This window comes from Bradyrhizobium sp. LB14.3 (assembly GCF_040547985.1).
Lineage (GTDB): Bacteria > Pseudomonadota > Alphaproteobacteria > Rhizobiales > Xanthobacteraceae > Bradyrhizobium.
The window spans coordinates 248,622-264,707 of record NZ_JBEPQT010000005.1; the positions used below are offsets into that span (position 1 = coordinate 248,622).

A 16,086-nucleotide genomic window follows, 5' to 3' on the forward strand; every position below is an offset into this window, starting at 1 on the left:
CTCAATCCGGCAGGTCCGCGATCTGTCGCGGTTCTCCGGGCTGTTGCTTGACCGTGTGTTGATTCTGCTGCTGCCGCAGCGTGCGGGAGGCACGGTAGGCATCCCTGCGCAATCGCATGATCGAGCCGAGCGGCTGATGGGCCGCGAGACATCGCCATGGATCGAACGAAAGCACCTCGTCGGAATAGACGCGACGCGCGGGGCTGTCGGCGGTCTGGCGCGGAAGCGTGATCTTGCCGAGTGCTTGCGGCGGCGCGACGTCTTCGGGCCAGTCGATTGAGGCATCTTCGATCGGCGTTTGCTCCAGGTCGGTGCAGAGCTGGGCAAATAGTTCGTACTCGGCCGCATTGTCCTTGAAGAAGGCGACGACAGTGTTCAGCACGGCATTATCGGCATCGTGGCAGGGCTGGCCGGTGAGCCGGCGGACCGAGGCCGAGATCGGCACCAGGCGAAGCCTTGCGATATAATCGCCAAACCGCAGTGCTCCCTCTGTGTGAAAGGTTTCTCCAAGAATGTTGCTGCCGGCATCACCAAGCGCTTTCAAGACTATCGGGATCGGAATGCCTGTTCTGTCCGATGCGGCGACCAGGATGCGCGCGACAAAGCCTATGGGTCCATACGCCAGATCCGGCAGGATCAGGCTGCGCTCGACCTTGTGCTGCGCGCGCATATAGGCCATCGCATCCGCGAAATAGCTGGGGTGATTGACGAGCAGAAGATCCTGGTTCGTCGAGTCGTCGTCGCCGAGCGCCTTAAGCCCAGTCGCGCCCAAGACCTTGATGGCAAACCCCCGCGGCGAACGTACGCGATCGCTCCTGTTGAATGCGGTGGAGAGGCGGACGATGATCGGGAAGTGGCCAGCCTGTTTGAACAGGCCCTGGCGCAGATGATCAGGCAAATCGTCGTAGACGATCAGCTCGCCGCGGAGATAGCCGGCGCCCTTGGCGTGCTGCTGCCGGGTCCCATGCTTGTCGTTGTGAAAAGTGCGGGCGCTCGTTCGCGAGATCGAGGCAACGATCGCCTCGACGGCCTCCGCTTCCTCCGGCCGGATTTGTTCGACGGACGGATCGTAACGAAGATACTGACCGGCTGACATGGCGCTGATCTCCCAGCCCGAAGGTCGCCTTCCCATTGCAAGCGTTGACGGCCGCAGGGCGAGTTCCACTGTAAGCCCGTCCAGTCGGGATCGGCAATCGGAGAACGAGCTGCGGTTGCCTGGACAAGCCGTGGACGAGGCATCCTGTTACCGACGAGATCACAGGGTCGATGCTAGGCCAGTGGCGTCTCGTAAGTCCTTATGTGCTCCTTATGTTGTCCTGATCTTTTCCTTAAGGCCCGGCCAGCGAGCGGCGACGTTGGCCGGCGTCTAAAGTGACAGCCACACGATCAGGCCCATGCAAGCGAAATGCGCGAGCACGATCGCGGCGAGATGCAGTGGGCCAGCCTTGAGGCGAAGCCTTCGCATCCCGCCGCCTCCTAGTTCGATCCTGCGGCCGCAGTGGTGAAGCTGCGGTCGACGGCTTTGCTGACGTCGAGCTTCTTCGGCAGGATGCCGTAGCGCGTCGAGCGGTCGGAGGCTTCCTGCACTTCCTTCACGACGTTCTCGTCGATCACGATCGGGCTGGTGCGCTGCGCGGTGTAGGCCGAGAGCAGCACGTCCTCCGGCAGCTTGGTTAGTTCGGCCGTGCTCTTGGCATATTCGCCGAGATGATCCAGCGACCACAGCCGCGCCTTGTTCAGCCGCTGCACGAGGTCCTGCACCGCCGCGCGCTTGCTAGTGATGGCGCTGTCAGAGGCGACGATAAAGGTGATGGTCGGCGTCAGGCCCTCACCATCGGCGATCACGCGGGCGTTGTCCTTGAGCGTCGCGAACGAGACGTAGGGCTCCCACACTGCCCAGGCATCGATCGAGCCCGCGACCAACGCGATCTTGGCGTCGACCGGGCCGAGCGGTGCGAAGGTCGCGTCCTCCAACTTGATCTGCGCCTTCTCCAGCGTGGCGTCGATCAGGAACTGGCCCCAGCCGCCGCGCGTGCCGGCAAGGCGTTTTCCCTTGAGGTCGGCGGCCGATTTGATCGGCGAATCCTGGCGTACGAGAATGGCTTGTGTCTTCGCATCCGACCTTGTGCCGCCGATCGCCTTGATCGGCGCGCCGGCCGCGTAGACGGAAAGGAACGAGAGGTCGCCGGTGTAGCCGACGTCGAGTGCGCCGGCGTTGAGCGCCTCCAGGATCGGCGCAGCCGCGGGGAATTCCGACCATGCGATCTTGTAAGGCAGATCCTTCGCGTAGCCAGAGATCTCGAGCAGCGAGCGATTGCCGCCCTTCTGGTCGCCGACGCGCAGCACGATTGCGTCGGCTGCGAATGACGTCGCGGCCGTCGACAGGGTGATGGCGGCAGCAAGCAGCGATGCGGCGAGCCGGCGGGTGACGGAATGGTGGAGGGAGTTGATGCTCATGTTGCCTGTCTTGGTGCTTTGCTCACGACGCGTGAGCGAACGATCCAGCGAGACGATCAAGTCTATGGTCGCGCGATGCGCAGTCAATGAAATGGCTAACCGTATTGCGCGCGCGATGGGCAAGGACGTTTTAGCGAGGCGCTGCTTTCGAGAACGTGCGGTGTGCGCCACTGATGCTGCGCAAGAATGAAGCAAGAGAGGGAGTAGGCCAGCACGCTGCCAACCGATGCATCGGAAGAAATCCTTTCATCGTCCCGGACGCGCCGATGGAGAGAATGACTTCGCTTCGCGCCACATTCGAAAATCCATTTCATTGACGATGCGGCGAGCACGCCGCATGATTTGCGCATCGCATCAACGAGGCGCAGCAGGCGCCGGCGAAAAGATTTTCTCTCAACGCAGCTCCGCACGGAACAGGCGCAACGCAAACTGTTGTGCAGATGGCGGAGCCGTGCCAGCGCAGGAGTGGGGACGGATGAACGACGACATCAAGCACGGCGGATCGAGGCTCGACCGGCGTCACCTGCTCAAGGCGGGGCTCGCGGCGGCATTCGCCGCGCCGCTCGGCGCCCTCGGTGCGGCACAGGCTTTTGTGCCGCGCGGGATTGCGTCCGGCGTCGACTTCTCGGAATTTCCGCTGTGCCGGACGGCGTCAGATGCGCCCGCGCTCGCCGGTGCGCCCCGCAAATTGAAGCTGTCGTGGAATGCCGGCGCGGTCTGCCTTGCACCGCTGCCGGTCGCCATCGAGCACGGTTTCTTCCAGAAGCAGAATCTCGACGTCGAGCTCGTCAACTATTCCGGATCGACCGACCAGCTGCTAGAGGCGATCGCAACGGGAAAGAGCGATGCCGGTCTCGGCATGGCGCTGCGCTGGCTGAAGCCGCTGGAGCAGGGCTTTGACGTCAAGATCGCCGCCGGCACCCATGGCGGCTGCATGCGCGTGCTGACGCGCGCCGACTCCAACGTGAGCAAGCTGGCCGATCTCAAGGGCAAGATCGTCGCGGTCGGCGATCTCGGCGGCCCCGACAAGAACTTCTTTTCGATCCAGCTCGCAAAGCTCGGCATCGATCCCAACAAGGACGTCGACTGGCGCGCCTATCCCGGCAACCTCCTCAACGTCGCCGTCGAGAAAGGCGAGGTGCAGGCGTTCCTGTCGTCCGACCCACTCGGCTATCTCTGGCTCAAGGACAGCCAGTACAAGGAAGTCGCCTCCAATCTCGACGGCGAATACCGCGACAAGAGCTGCTGCATCGTCGGCTTGCGCGGCAGTCTGGTGCGCGAGGAGCCGCAGGTCGCGCGCGCCATCACGCAGGCGCTGCTCGACGCCGCCATGTTCACCTCGCAGAACCCGACAGTGGCGGCAAAATCGTTCCAGCCCTACGCGCCCAAGACGGCATCGCTCGCCGATATCGAAGGCATGGTGCGCTACCACACTCACCACCATCACCCCGTCGGCGAAGTACTGAAGCGCGAGCTCAAGGCCTATGCCGACGATCTCAAGAGCGTGCAGGTCTTCAAACAGAGTACCGATACGGCCAAATTCGCGGAGCGCATTTATGTCGACGTATTCGCTGTCTGACGGCCTTGCTTCCGGCGCGCCGCGTCTCTCGCGCGCGCCGCTGCTTGCGAGTTGGGTCCGTGAATCCGGCGTTGGCATTCTCGCCAGCGTGGCGTGGATCGCCTTCGGCCTGTCCTGCCTGTGGTGGGAGGACGTCGGCGATTGGTCGCGAACCCATTCGCTCGGTATTGCCGCCTTTGTCATCGCGGCCGTCGCGCTGTTCGGGACCGTCGCGGCCGACTATCTTGGCTCGGCCGGCCGGGCCTTGCGCCAGCGTGCGCCGTGGCTCGTCGTGCTCGGCGTTTTGATGACCCTGTGGGAAGTCGCGACCGCGAAATTCGCCTGGCTGCCATTGCCGTTCTTCCCGCCGCCACAGTCGATCATCGAGGTCTATACCGACGATCTGCCAAAACTGCTCGACAGCGTGTTCGCTTCGGTCAAGCTCCAACTCGGCGGCTATCTGATTGGCGCGACGGTCGGCTTCCTGACCGGTGTCTCGATCGGTTGGTCGCGCGCCGTCGGCTATTGGGTGCATCCGGTGCTGCGCTTCATCGGCCCGCTGCCGGCGACCGCCTGGCTGCCGATCGCCTTCTTCACCTTCCCGTCGAGCTGGAGCGCCTCGACCTTTCTGATTGCGCTGGCAACCGGCTTTCCGGTCACCGTGCTGACTTGGTCGGGCGTCGCGAGTGTGAGCAACGCTTATTACGACGTCGCGCGGACGCTCGGCGCAAAGCCGTCCTTCCTGGTGTTGAAGGTCGCGATCCCCGCGGCATTGCCGCATGTCTTCGTCGGCCTGTTCATGGGGCTCGGCTCGTCCTTCGCCGTATTGGTCGTCGCCGAGATGATCGGCGTCAAGGCCGGCCTCGGCTGGTACCTGCAATGGGCGCAGGGCTGGGCCGCCTACGCCAACATGTATGCGGCGCTGATCGTGATGTCGCTGCTCTGCTCCGGTGCGATCACGCTGCTGTTCGCGATCCGTGATCGCCTGCTGGTCTGGCAGAAGGGGACCGTAAAATGGTAGCCGCAACTGCGCTCGCCGAAATCGACGCTCACCCGGCCGCCGGTGCCGCGCTCGACATCGAGCAGGTCAGCCACGCCTTCGACATCGACGGTGCCGAGCTGCCGGTGCTCAGCGACGTCAGCATCTCCGTGGAGCCGGGCGAGTTCGTCGCGCTGCTCGGCCCCTCCGGCTGCGGCAAGTCGACCCTGCTGCGCCTCGTCGCAGGCCTCGACAAGCCCAGGTCCGGAACGCTGCGCGAGGACGAGGCTCGCATCACGCGACCGCACCCGTCGCGCGTTGTCGTGTTCCAGGATCCGACATTGTTTCCCTGGCGTACGGTGTGGGACAACGTCGCACTGGGGCTGGAGGCGCAGGGCATCTTGAAGAGCCAGCGTCATCGCGTCGATGCCGCGCTCGATCTCGTGGGGCTATCGTCCTTCCGCAATGCCTATCCGCACCAGCTCTCAGGCGGCATGGCGCAGCGCGTCGCGCTGGCCCGCGCGCTGGTCAACGATCCCAAAATCCTCATCCTCGACGAACCGCTCGGAAAGCTCGATTCGCTGACCCGCATCACCATGCAGGCCGAGTTGGTCTCGTTGTGGCAGCGCAAGGGTTTTACCACGCTGCTGGTGACGCATGACGCCGAGGAGGCGCTGGTGCTCGCCAACCGCGTCATCGTGTTCAGCGACCGCCCGGCGCGGGTCAAGGCCGACATCCGTGTCGACCGGCCCTATCCGCGCCATCGCGGCGATCCGTATCTGGCCGATCTGCGCCGCCAGATTCTTGGCCTGCTGGGACTGGACGCCACATGGTGAGTTCGATAGCCAAGGGGCGCGTGGGCCATAGCGAGCCCGACTACATCGCACGTGCCGAGGCGCTGGCCGAGGCCTTCGCCGTGCGCGCGGCCGAGCACGATCGCACCGCCAGCTTCCCGTTCGAGAATTTTCGCGAGCTGTCCGAGGCAGGCCTGCTGTCGTTGACGGTGCCGGCCGCCCATGGCGGGGCCGGAGCGGGCGCACAATATGCATATGCCGCACGCGTCCTCGGCATCATCGGCAAGGCTGATCCGTCGACCGCGCTGGTGTTGTCGATGCACTACATCAATCATCTGGTGATGGCACGGAGCCCGACCTGGCCGGCGCGGCTGTCGCGCAAGCTTGCACGCGAGAGCGTCGAAGGCATTGCGCTCGTCAACGCGCTCCGCGTCGAGCCCGAACTGGGCTCGCCTGCGCGCGGCGGACTGCCCGCGACCATTGCACGTCGCACCGAAACCGGCTGGCGGCTCTCCGGCCACAAGATCTATTCGACGGGATCGCCGATCCTGAAATGGTATCTGGTGTGGGCGCGGACGGACGAGGCCGAGCCGCGCGTCGGACAGTTTTTGGTGTCGGCGGGCCTGCCGGGCACCCGCATCGTCGAGACCTGGGATCATCACGGCCTGCGCGCCAGCGGCAGCCACGACGTCATCTTCGACGACGTCGTGATCCCCCTCGATGCGGAAGTCGATGTGCGCAAGCCGGCGGACTGGCGCGCACCCGATGTCGCGCAGGCGACCGTCCACACGATCTTCGTCGCCGCGATCTATGACGGCGTGGCGCGGGCTGCGCGCGACTGGCTGGTCGCGTTCCTGAAGCAGCGGGTGCCGGCCAGCCTCGGTGCGCCGCTTGCGACCTTGCCGCGCGTGCAGGAGATCCTCGGCGCGATCGAGGCACGGCTCGCGGTCAATGCGCGGCTGATCGCATCCTTCGCCGGTGATTTCGATGACGGCATCGCGCTCTCGGCGGCCGAGTCCAATGTCATCAAGCTGACGGTGACCAACAACGCCGTCGCTGCGGTCGAGGACGCCTTGTCGCTGACCGGAAATCATGGCCTCTCCCGCGCCAATCCGCTGGAGCGGCATTATCGCGACGTCCTGTGCGGCCGCGTGCACACACCGCAGGACGATTCCACGCGCGCCGGCCTCGGCCGTGCCGCATTGGGACTCTAGCTTTTCCGCCAGACAATCAGGGAGACGATCATGTCGATCGAGTTCATCGGTTTCATCAGCAACAACAATTCGTCCGAGACCGTCGTTCGCGAGGGACCGATCCTCAACCCGACCCACATCGAGACGGTGGCGAAGGCGCATGAGAATGCCGGCTTCGACCGCGCGCTGCTGGCGTTTCATTCAACGGCGCCCGATGCGCTTCAGGTCGCCCAGCACGTCCTCGGTGCGACCAGCCGCCTCAACGTGCTGATCGCGCAGCGCCCGGGCTTCACCGCCCCGACCCTGCTGGCGCGGCAGTTCGCAGCGCTCGACCAGTTCTCCCGCGGACGTGTCGCGCTCCACGTCATCACCGGCGGCAACGCCACCGAGCTGCGGCAGGACGGCAACACGCTCGACGACAAAGACGAGCGATACGCGCGCACCTCGGAATTTCTTGATGTCCTCAAGCTGGAATGGACCAGCGACAAGCCCTTCACCTACAAGGGCAAGCACTATCAGGTCGAGAACGCGTTTTCGCAGGTGAAGCCGTATCGCCCAGAGGGCATCCGGATCTATTTCGGAGGCGCCTCGGATGCGGCGATCGAAGTCGCCGGAAAGCACGCCGACACCTTTGCGCTGTGGGGTGAATCCTATGCGCAGGTGCGCGACGTCACCTCACGCGTCCATAACGCGGCCGTCAGGCAGGGCCGTCCGACGCCACGCTTTAGCCTCTCGGTGCGGCCGATCATTGCCCCGACCGAGAAGCAGGCCTGGGAAAAGGCGGAAGAGCTTCTTGCGCGCGCCACCGCGCTCCAGGACAAGACCGGCTACCGCAAACCCGCCGACGGCCACGCCACGGCCGGCGCGCGGCGCCTGCTCTCGCTTGCCGACCAGGGCAGCCGCATCGACAAGCGGCTGTGGACCGAGATCGCAAAGCTCACCGGCGCCAACAGCAACACCACGGCGCTGGTCGGTACGCCGGAGCAGGTCGCGGAAGTCTTCGGCGACTATTACGATCTCGGCATCAGCCATTTCCTGATCCGCGGCTTCGATCCCCTGATCGACGCCATCGAGTATGGGCGCGAACTGATTCCACTGACGCGCGAGCTGGTCGCCAAGCGTCACGCCGTTCGCGGCGAGGCGGCGGAATGATCCGCCTCATGCTAGCCGGCGCGCTGCTGTTCGGCTCGTTCGAGCTGGCGGCGGCGCAGACCACCTTGCGTGTCGGCGACCAGAAGGGCAATTCGCAGGCGGTCATGGAAGCCGCCGGCGTGCTCAAGGACGTTCCGTATAAAATCGAATGGAAGGAGTTTCCGGCCGCTGCGCCACTGCTGGAAGCGCTGAGCGCCGGCGCGATCGAGACCGGTCTCGTTGGCGATGCACCCTTCACCTTCGCCGCCGCCTCTGGCGCGCCGGTGAAAGCGATTGCCGCGATCCGGCAGACGCGCGAGGGTCTCGCCATTCTCGTGCCCGAGAACTCGCCGATCAAGAGTTTCGCCGATCTGCGCGGCAAGAAGATCGCAACCGGCCGTGGCTCGATCGGCCATCAACTGATTCTCGCCGCGCTCGAAAAGAACGGTTGGGCTGCGGCTGACGTGCAGATCGCGTTCCTGGCGCCGTCCGATGCCAAGATCGCCTACACGCAAGGCTCGGTCGACGCGTGGTCGACCTGGGAGCCTTATGTCAGCCAGGAGGAGGTGCTGTTCAAATCGCGCCGCGTCATCACCTCGGAGGGCCTGACACCGGGGCTGAGCTTTCAGGTGGCGCGGCCCGATTCCATCCGCGCCAAGCGCGCGGAGCTGACCGACTTCATCCGGCGCCTCACCGCGGCGCGGGCGTGGTCGCTGAACAATGTCGAGAGCTATGCCGCGACCTGGGGCAGGCTGATGAACATCCCGACCGCCGTGCCGCAGAATTGGCTGTCACGCGCAAAGATCAGGATCGCGCCGATCGACGACGGCGTGGTCGCGGACGAGCAGAGCACGATCGATCTCTATTTTCGCTGGGGCCTGATCAAGCAGAAGCTGGATGCGACCGAGATCGTGGATCGCTCGTTCTCGGATGCGATCGCGAAGGCAGGGTTGTAGGAACAGCTCTCGTGTCCCGGACGCGGCGCAGCGTGCAACGCTGCTCCGCAGAGCCGGGACCCATGTTGCACAGAAATGCTCGGCGATATGGGCCCCGGCTCAGCAGCGCACCGCTGAAGAAGCGCTGCGCTGCGTCCGGGGCACGAAACCTCACATGCCTCTCAAGTGTCCGTGAAGCGGAGAGAGCACCTCCTAATCCGATTGCCTTCTTCGAAACGTTCCTTCTGCATTCCTTGCTCCCGACAACACCTCCATTGCTATTTGCACCGTCTCCCTTGCGCCACGCGCGGTCCCCTCAAAAATCTTCCAGACGACCACATCGGGAGACCGGCCATGGGCCTGCAAGAAACAAAGATCGAATCGCTTCCCTTCGTCACCGCCGAACTCAACTATCTCGCGCCGGTTTCGGGCAAACCGCGCACCTACGCCTTCGATCCGCCGCCGGGCGAGCCCAAAAGCACGTCGTTGCCGGAGCCGCATCAGGTTCCGATCTTCGATGCGCGCCTGATCGCGCAAAATATCTCGCTCGATCGCGAAGGCTTTGCGCTCGTGCGGCATCCGACCCTGGTGAAGGATTTCAACAACGAGGAAGAGGTGAGGGCGGTCTACTATCCCGCCGTCGAGGCCTTCCTGCGCGCAACGCTGAAGGCCGACCGCGTCTTCATCTTCGATCATACCGTGCGCAGGCGGGTCAAGGGCGCCGCGGACATTCGCGACGGCGGTCCGCGTCAGCCGGCAACGCGCGTCCATGTCGACCAGACCGCGATCTCCGGCGCCAATCGCGTGCGCGAACATCTGCCCGACGAAGCCGAAGAGCTGCTGAAGGGACGCGTGCAAGTGATCAACCTCTGGCGGACGATTCGCGGTCCCTTGCGCGATTCACCCTTGGCGATGGCCGACGGCACGACGGTTGCGCCCGACGATCTCGTCGCCTCCGATCTGATCTATCCCAACCGTCGCGGCGAGACTTATTCGGTGAAATACAATCCGAACCATCGCTGGTTCTATTTCCCCGAGATGACGGCCGAGGAAGCGCTGCTGCTCAAGTGCTACGATTCCGCAACCGATGGCCGCACGCGCTTCGGGCCTCACACGGCCTTCGTCGATCCGACCACGCCGGCGGATGCGGCGCCGCGCGAGAGCATCGAGGTCCGGACGCTCGTGTTCCACAAACGGTAACAATGTGTGATGGCGCTGCCGGGCGTCGCCCGGCAGCGGCTCAGGAACCCACGGGAACCAACAAACGTTTGCTGCGCGGGCCAGGGCCAACCGGGAGCGGTGCCGTGCGAGCGCAGACCACGCTATTTTCTTGCCTTGCCACTTTTTCGCTTTCTGCTGTTTCCTTTGCCCACGCCGAGAGCGGGCTTGCCTCCTATTACGGATACGGAAAAGCCGGGAAAGGCGAGCTGACCTGCGCGCACCGGACGCGGCCCTTCGGAAGCGTGCTGAGGGTGTCTTACGGGAGCCGCTCGATTCAGTGCCGCGTCAACGATCGCGGCCCGTTCATCCGCGGCCGTATCGTTGACCTCTCCGTTCCCGCCGCTCGTGCGCTGGGCATGATGAGCGCCGGCGTGGTGCGGGTCTCGGTGGAATAGACCTGCCGGCGCGCTATAGTGCGGCCCAAAGCATGGGTAAGGGGCGCTATGGCAAAGATCAGGGTGGGACTCGTCGGCTGCGGCTTCGTGTCGGAGCTGCATATGTATGCGTTCCGGCGCGTCTACGGCGTGGATGTCGAGGTCGCGGCGGTCGCTGCGCGCGGCGACCGCGTCGTCGAATTCGCTGGCCGCCACCAGATCCCACGGGTCTATCGCAGCTTCACCGAGCTGATCGCAGACCGCGAACTCGACGTCATCGACATCTGCACGCCGCCCAATCTGCATGCCGAAATGATCGTGGCCGCCATGCAAGCCGGCAAGCACGTGATCTGTGAAAAACCCTTCGCCGGCTATTTTGGTCGGGCGGGCGACGAGCAGCCGATCGGCAAGCATGTGCCGAAGGCGCTGATGTACGAGCGCGTGCTGGAGGAGATGGACGCGACACGAGCCGCGATCGAACGTACCGGAAAGCTCTTCATGTATGCCGAGGACTGGATCTACGCACCCGCGGTGACCAAGACCGCGGAGATCATCAGGGCGACGAAAGACAAAATCCTGTTCATGAAGGGCGAGGAGAGTCATTCCGGCTCGCATGCGGCCCATGCCGCGCAATGGGCGATGACCGGCGGCGGCTCGTTGATCCGGATGGGCTGCCATCCGCTCTCCGCGGTGCTGTATCTCAAGCAGGTCGAAGCCAAGGCGCGCGGCGAGACTATCCGCGTCGCCAGCGTCACCGGCGATGTCGGCAATGTCACGGCCATCCTCAAGCCGGAGGAGCGCACTTACATCAAGGCCAATCCCGTCGACGTCGAGGATTGGGGCACACTCACCGCCACCTTCTCGGACGGTACCAAGGCGACGGTGTTCTCCGGCGACATGATCATGGGCGGCGTGCGCAATCTGATCGAGACCTATACGTCAGGCGGCTCGCTGTTCGCCAACATCACGCCGAACACGCATCTGATGAGCTACCAGACCTCCGAAGAGAAGCTCGCCTCGGTCTACATCACCGAAAAAGTCGACCGCAAGACCGGCTGGCAATATGTCTGCCTCGAGGAGGAATGGACGCGCGGCTATCTCCAGGAAATCCAGGACTTCATGGAATGCGCCGCGAGCGGAAGGCCGCCGCTGTCCGACCTTGCGCTGGCGTATGAGACGATCAAGGTGAACTACGCCGGCTATTGGGCGGCGGAGGAGGGGCGAAGGGTGGTGTTGTAGGGCGAGCGGCGAGCCACCCTCTCCCACAAGGGAAGAGGGACGCACCGTCTGCGCGGCTTCAATCCTACGTCCCGTAAGTCGACCCCTTCGGCAGCGGGAATACCGGGTCTTGCGTCCTGATGTTCGTCGGCCACACCACCGAGATGTGCTCGCCTGCATTCTGCATCACGACCGGCGTCGAGCGTTCGTTCTGGCCGGAAAGCGGCGTGCCGGGCGGGAAGAATTTCACGCCGTAGCCCTGGATGGTGCCGCCGGCGGGGATGTCGACGTCGAGCGCGGCTTTGCGAATGGCATCCGGCTCGAAACTGCCGTACTTTTCCTTGGCGACCGGCAGTACGTTGTTGAGCAGCACCCAGGTCTGGTTGAAACCCATCGAGCAGTGCGGCGGCACGTCGGTCGCGCCGGTCTTGGTCTGGTAGCGCGAGACCATGGTCTTGGTCAGATCGCCGATTCCAGGCGCAAGCTTGGCGGGATCGAGCAGCTGCGCCGGCACCGGATCGATGTTGCAGAAATTGTCGATGTCTGCGCCGAAAGTCGCGCGCAGCTTGTCGAGCTGGCTATAGCCGGCGCCCGCGCCGAACAGCATCTTGAAGCGCAGGCCGCTCTCGCGGGCCTGGCGCAGGAACAGGGTGATGTCGGGGTTGTAGCCGGCATGCGAAATCACGTCGGCCTTGGCGCGTTTGATTTTTGTGACCAGCACCGACAAATCCGGGGCCGAAGCCGAATAACCCTCTTTCAGCACGATCTGAAGTCCGGCTTCTTTCGCATAGGCCTCGTCTGCGGCGGCGACGCCAACACCGTAAGGGCCGTCCTCGTGGATCAACGCGATCTTGACGTCCTTTGGCTCCATGCCGAGCTTGGCCTTGGCGTGCTCGCTCATAAAGCCGGCAAAGGCCTGTCCATATTGGTCGGAATGGATCTGCGCGCGAAAGACATATTGCAGGTTCTTGTCCTTGAACACGGCGGTCGACACCGCGGTCGTGATCCAGAGGATCTTCTTCTGCTGCTCCACCTTTGCCGCCATCGGCACCGCATGCGCGCTGGAATAGACGCCGTTGATGATGTCGATCTTTTCCTGGCTGATCAGCCGCTCGGCCTCGTTGATCGCGACATCGGCCTTGCTCTGCGAGTCCGCCGCGACCGGCACGATCTTGGTCTTGCCGCCGATGCCGCCTTTTTCGTTGACGAGGTCGATGGCGATCTGTGCGCCGACCGAGGAGGCGACCGAGCCGCCGGCGGCGAACGGGCCGGTGAGGTCGTAGATCAGGCCGATGCGCAAATTCTCGGCTTGCGCCTGGGCCCTTGTCCAATCGAGGCTGAGTGCGGCGGCAGCAGCCGCCGAGCTCTTCAGCAGCTGCCTGCGTGAAGTCGGCATCCTATCCTCCCTCAAAAACCGTCCGATGACTGGTCTTGCTTATCTTTTTGCGAAGTATGGGGAGCGGGACGGCGGAAAGTCAACATGGCGAAAGTCGGGGTCCCTCCTCCGCGGCGCAGAACGCAATTGCGAAATGAGTGGCGATGAGATCGTGCGCTACTGTTTCAAGCGACCGGCAAGGTAATTTGCGGTCTTCCCGCCGGCTTCGGCGATCCGATGCGGTGTCCCCGATGCCACGATACGGCCGCCCTCGTCACCGGCGCCGGGGCCGAGATCGATGATCCAGTCGCTGTGAGAGACGACATCCATGTCATGCTCGACCACGATCACGCTGTTGCCGGCCTCCACGATCCGCTCGAGCTGAGCGATCAGCCGCTCGACATCCTGCGGATGAAGACCGGTGGTCGGCTCGTCGAGGACGTAGAGCGTGTGACCGCGTTGCGGCCGCATGAGCTCGGTCGCGAGCTTGATGCGCTGGGCTTCGCCGCCCGACAATTCGGTGGCGGACTGGCCAAGGCGGATATAGCCGAGGCCAACCTCGCGAACGACCGCTAGCGAGCGGTTCAGTGTTGGATCTGCGCGGAAGAATTCGTAGGCCTCGTCGACGCGCATCGCCAGCACATCCGCGATGGATTTTCCGCGGATCTTCACCTCGAGCGTCTTGTCGTTGTAGCGCGCGCCCTTGCAGGTCGGGCAGGGCGCATAGACGCTGGGCAGGAACAGAAGCTCGACGCAGACAAATCCTTCGCCCTCGCAGGTGCTGCATCGGCCTTTCGCGACATTGAAGGAGAAGCGTCCGGCATCGTAGCGGCGGGATTTTGCCTGCGGCGTCGCGGCGAACAGCTTCCGGACATGGTCGAACAGGCCGGTATAGGTCGCTAGGTTGGATCGCGGCGTGCGGCCGATCGGCTTCTGATCCACCACGACGAGGCGATTGATCTGGTCGAGGCCGCCAACAATCTTGCCGCCCAATGTCTCGACCGTAGGTGCCAGGCTGTCGTCGTCCGCTTCCGCGCCACGTGTATGGCCGAGATGCTCCGCCAAGGCATCGACGAGGAATTGGCTGATCAGGCTCGATTTGCCGGAGCCCGACACGCCGGTCACGCTGGTGAGAACACCCAGTGGGATATCGACGCTGAGGCTGTGAAGATTATTCCGGGTCACCCCCCGGACTTTCAGATGCCCCTTCGGCGCGCGACGGACCGTCGGCAGCGGCTTTCGTGGATGCGTGAGATAACGAGCGGTTCGCGATTGTTCGATTTGGCCAAGCCCACCGGCTGGCCCACTGTAGAGGATGCTCCCGCCGCCTTCGCCGGCGTCAGGGCCGACATCCACCAGCCAATCGGCATGCCGGATCACCTCGATCTCGTGCTCGACCACGAAGATTGAATTGCCCACGTGCTTCAGCCGGTCCAGCGCCCGCAGCAGCGCTTCGGTGTCGGCGGGATGCAAGCCTGCGGAGGGCTCGTCGAGCACGTAGACGACGCCGAACAGGTTGGAGCGGACCTGCGTCGCAAGTCGCAGCCGCTGCAACTCGCCCGGCGACAGCGTCGGCGTGCTGCGCTCGCAAGCGAGATAGCCGAGGCCGAGGTCGAGCAGGACGGCTAGTCGCGCCGACAGATCCTCGCTGATGCGCCTGGCGACGATGGTCTTCTCCGATGCCCCTTCCGTCGATGCCCTTGCGAACGGCTTTATCACCTCCTGCAGCTGCTTGAGCGGCAGATGCGACATCTCGGCGATATTGAGGCCGGCGAATTTGACCTTCAGCGCCTCGGGCTTCAATCGCGTGCCGTGGCAGGTCGGGCAGTCCTGGGTGATCATGAATTGCGCGACGCGGCGCTTCATCATCGCACTCTCCGACTTGGCATAGGTCTGCATCACGTAGCGCTTTGCGCCGGTGAAAGTGCCCTGATAGCTCGGCTCCTCCTTGCGGCGAAGGGCTCGTTTGACCTCGGCCGCAGTGTAACCGGCATAGACCGGAACGGTCGGCTGCTCCTCCGTGAACAGGATCCAGTCGCGGTTCTTTTTGGGCAGCTCACGCCAGGGCTTGTCCACGTCGTAACCGAGCGTCGTCAGGATGTCCCGGAGGTTCTGCCCCTGCCAGGCACTCGGCCAGGCCGCGACGGCGCGCTCGCGGATGGTCCTGGTGTCGTCGGGCACCATGGATTTTTCGGTGACGTCGAGCATCCTGCCGATACCGTGACAGGTCGGGCAGGCTCCTTCCGGCGTGTTCGGCGAGAACGATTCCGCATAGAGCATCGGTTGTCCGCGCGGGTAATCGCCGGCACGGGAGTAGAGCATCCTGAGCAGGTTCGAGATGGTGGTCACGCTGCCGACAGACGACCTCGTCGTCGGCGCGCCGCGCTGCTGCTGGAGCGCTACGGCGGGCGGCAGGCCTTCGATGTCGTCAACCTCTGGGATTTGCATCTGGTGGAACAGCCGCCGCGCGTAAGGCGACACCGATTCCAGATATCGACGCTGCGCCTCGGCATAGATCGTTCCAAAGGCGAGCGAGGATTTCCCTGATCCCGACACGCCCGTGAACACGACGAGGGCGTTGCGGGGAATGCGAACGTCGACGTTCCTGAGGTTGTGCTCACGCGCGCCTCGCACACGAACGAAGCCGTCGTCCTGCATCAGTCTATCGGGTTGTCTTGGTCGGTCGTCCATCTGGCTGTTCCAGCCGCGCATAGGAGGTTAACGGCAAGATCGCAGGATGGGTCCTCCGATGCCAGCGCACCAGCTGCGTTCTGCACAAAGCGAAGGCCCGTCGCAGTTGAAGCGACGGGCCTTGCAAGGGTGATGGGGCGCTCGGTACCGAGCCCGGCGC

Annotated in this window: 13 protein-coding genes; 9 read left to right on the plus strand and 4 right to left on the minus strand. The window is 64.1% G+C overall.

The window, feature by feature from the left end; all coding sequences use genetic code 11:
* Position 1: 1 nt before the first annotated feature.
* Entirely contained in the window at positions 2-1,096 is a 1,095-nt protein-coding gene (locus ABIB00_RS13740; RefSeq protein ID WP_247341450.1) for a catalase family protein, read from the minus strand.
* A gap of 380 nt (positions 1,097-1,476) precedes the next feature.
* Entirely contained in the window at positions 1,477-2,457 is a 981-nt protein-coding gene (locus ABIB00_RS13745; RefSeq protein WP_247341453.1) for an ABC transporter substrate-binding protein, read from the minus strand.
* Between the two features lie 475 nt (positions 2,458-2,932).
* Here ABIB00_RS13745 and ABIB00_RS13750 point away from each other — a divergent pair, with 475 nt between their 5' ends.
* From ABIB00_RS13750 to ABIB00_RS13790, 9 genes are all read left to right on the plus strand, one after another.
* Positions 2,933-4,036, plus strand: coding sequence for an ABC transporter substrate-binding protein (locus ABIB00_RS13750; protein WP_354104701.1), 1,104 nt, complete (start codon positions 2,933-2,935; stop codon positions 4,034-4,036).
* Complete coding sequence (locus ABIB00_RS13755) at positions 4,014-5,036, plus strand: ABC transporter permease (RefSeq protein WP_354104702.1); 1,023 nt, start codon at positions 4,014-4,016, stop codon at positions 5,034-5,036. Before ABIB00_RS13750 ends, ABIB00_RS13755 begins: the two co-directional genes overlap by 23 nt.
* Positions 5,030-5,830 carry an ABC transporter ATP-binding protein gene (locus ABIB00_RS13760; protein ID WP_354104703.1) on the plus strand — a complete coding sequence of 267 codons (801 nt, stop codon included), beginning with the start codon at positions 5,030-5,032 and terminating at the stop codon, positions 5,828-5,830. The genes ABIB00_RS13755 and ABIB00_RS13760 overlap by 7 nt, the downstream gene beginning before the upstream one ends.
* The gene (locus ABIB00_RS13765) at positions 5,824-7,002 is read left to right on the plus strand and encodes an acyl-CoA dehydrogenase family protein (protein ID WP_354104704.1); all 1,179 of its coding nucleotides are present in this window, start codon (positions 5,824-5,826) and stop codon (positions 7,000-7,002) included. Before ABIB00_RS13760 ends, ABIB00_RS13765 begins: the two co-directional genes overlap by 7 nt.
* Positions 7,003-7,032: 30 nt before the next feature.
* Positions 7,033-8,133: an LLM class flavin-dependent oxidoreductase gene (locus ABIB00_RS13770; protein WP_354104705.1), complete on the plus strand. Its 1,101-nt coding sequence runs from the start codon at positions 7,033-7,035 to the stop codon at positions 8,131-8,133.
* On the plus strand, positions 8,130-9,068 hold the full coding sequence (locus tag ABIB00_RS13775) for an ABC transporter substrate-binding protein (protein WP_354104706.1): 939 nt from the start codon (positions 8,130-8,132) through the stop codon (positions 9,066-9,068). The genes ABIB00_RS13770 and ABIB00_RS13775 overlap by 4 nt, the downstream gene beginning before the upstream one ends.
* Before the next feature lie 333 nt (positions 9,069-9,401).
* Complete coding sequence (locus ABIB00_RS13780; RefSeq protein WP_354104707.1) at positions 9,402-10,247, plus strand: CmcJ/NvfI family oxidoreductase; 846 nt, start codon at positions 9,402-9,404, stop codon at positions 10,245-10,247.
* A 104-nt stretch (positions 10,248-10,351) separates the two neighbouring features.
* Positions 10,352-10,663, plus strand: a complete 312-nt coding sequence (locus tag ABIB00_RS13785; RefSeq protein ID WP_247341471.1) for a septal ring lytic transglycosylase RlpA family protein — start codon at positions 10,352-10,354, stop codon at positions 10,661-10,663.
* A 48-nt stretch (positions 10,664-10,711) separates the two neighbouring features.
* Positions 10,712-11,881 carry a Gfo/Idh/MocA family protein gene (locus ABIB00_RS13790; RefSeq protein ID WP_354104708.1) on the plus strand — a complete coding sequence of 390 codons (1,170 nt, stop codon included), beginning with the start codon at positions 10,712-10,714 and terminating at the stop codon, positions 11,879-11,881.
* 64 nt (positions 11,882-11,945) lie between these two features.
* Here the strand turns inward: ABIB00_RS13790 and ABIB00_RS13795 are convergent, their stop codons facing one another.
* Both ABIB00_RS13795 and uvrA read right to left on the minus strand, forming a co-directional pair.
* Positions 11,946-13,256 carry an ABC transporter substrate-binding protein gene (locus tag ABIB00_RS13795; RefSeq protein ID WP_247341476.1) on the minus strand — a complete coding sequence of 437 codons (1,311 nt, stop codon included), beginning with the start codon at positions 13,254-13,256 and terminating at the stop codon, positions 11,946-11,948.
* A gap of 156 nt (positions 13,257-13,412) precedes the next feature.
* The gene (gene uvrA, locus ABIB00_RS13800) at positions 13,413-15,926 is read right to left on the minus strand and encodes an excinuclease ABC subunit UvrA (RefSeq protein WP_354104709.1); all 2,514 of its coding nucleotides are present in this window, start codon (positions 15,924-15,926) and stop codon (positions 13,413-13,415) included.
* Between the last annotated feature and the right edge of the window lie 160 nt (positions 15,927-16,086).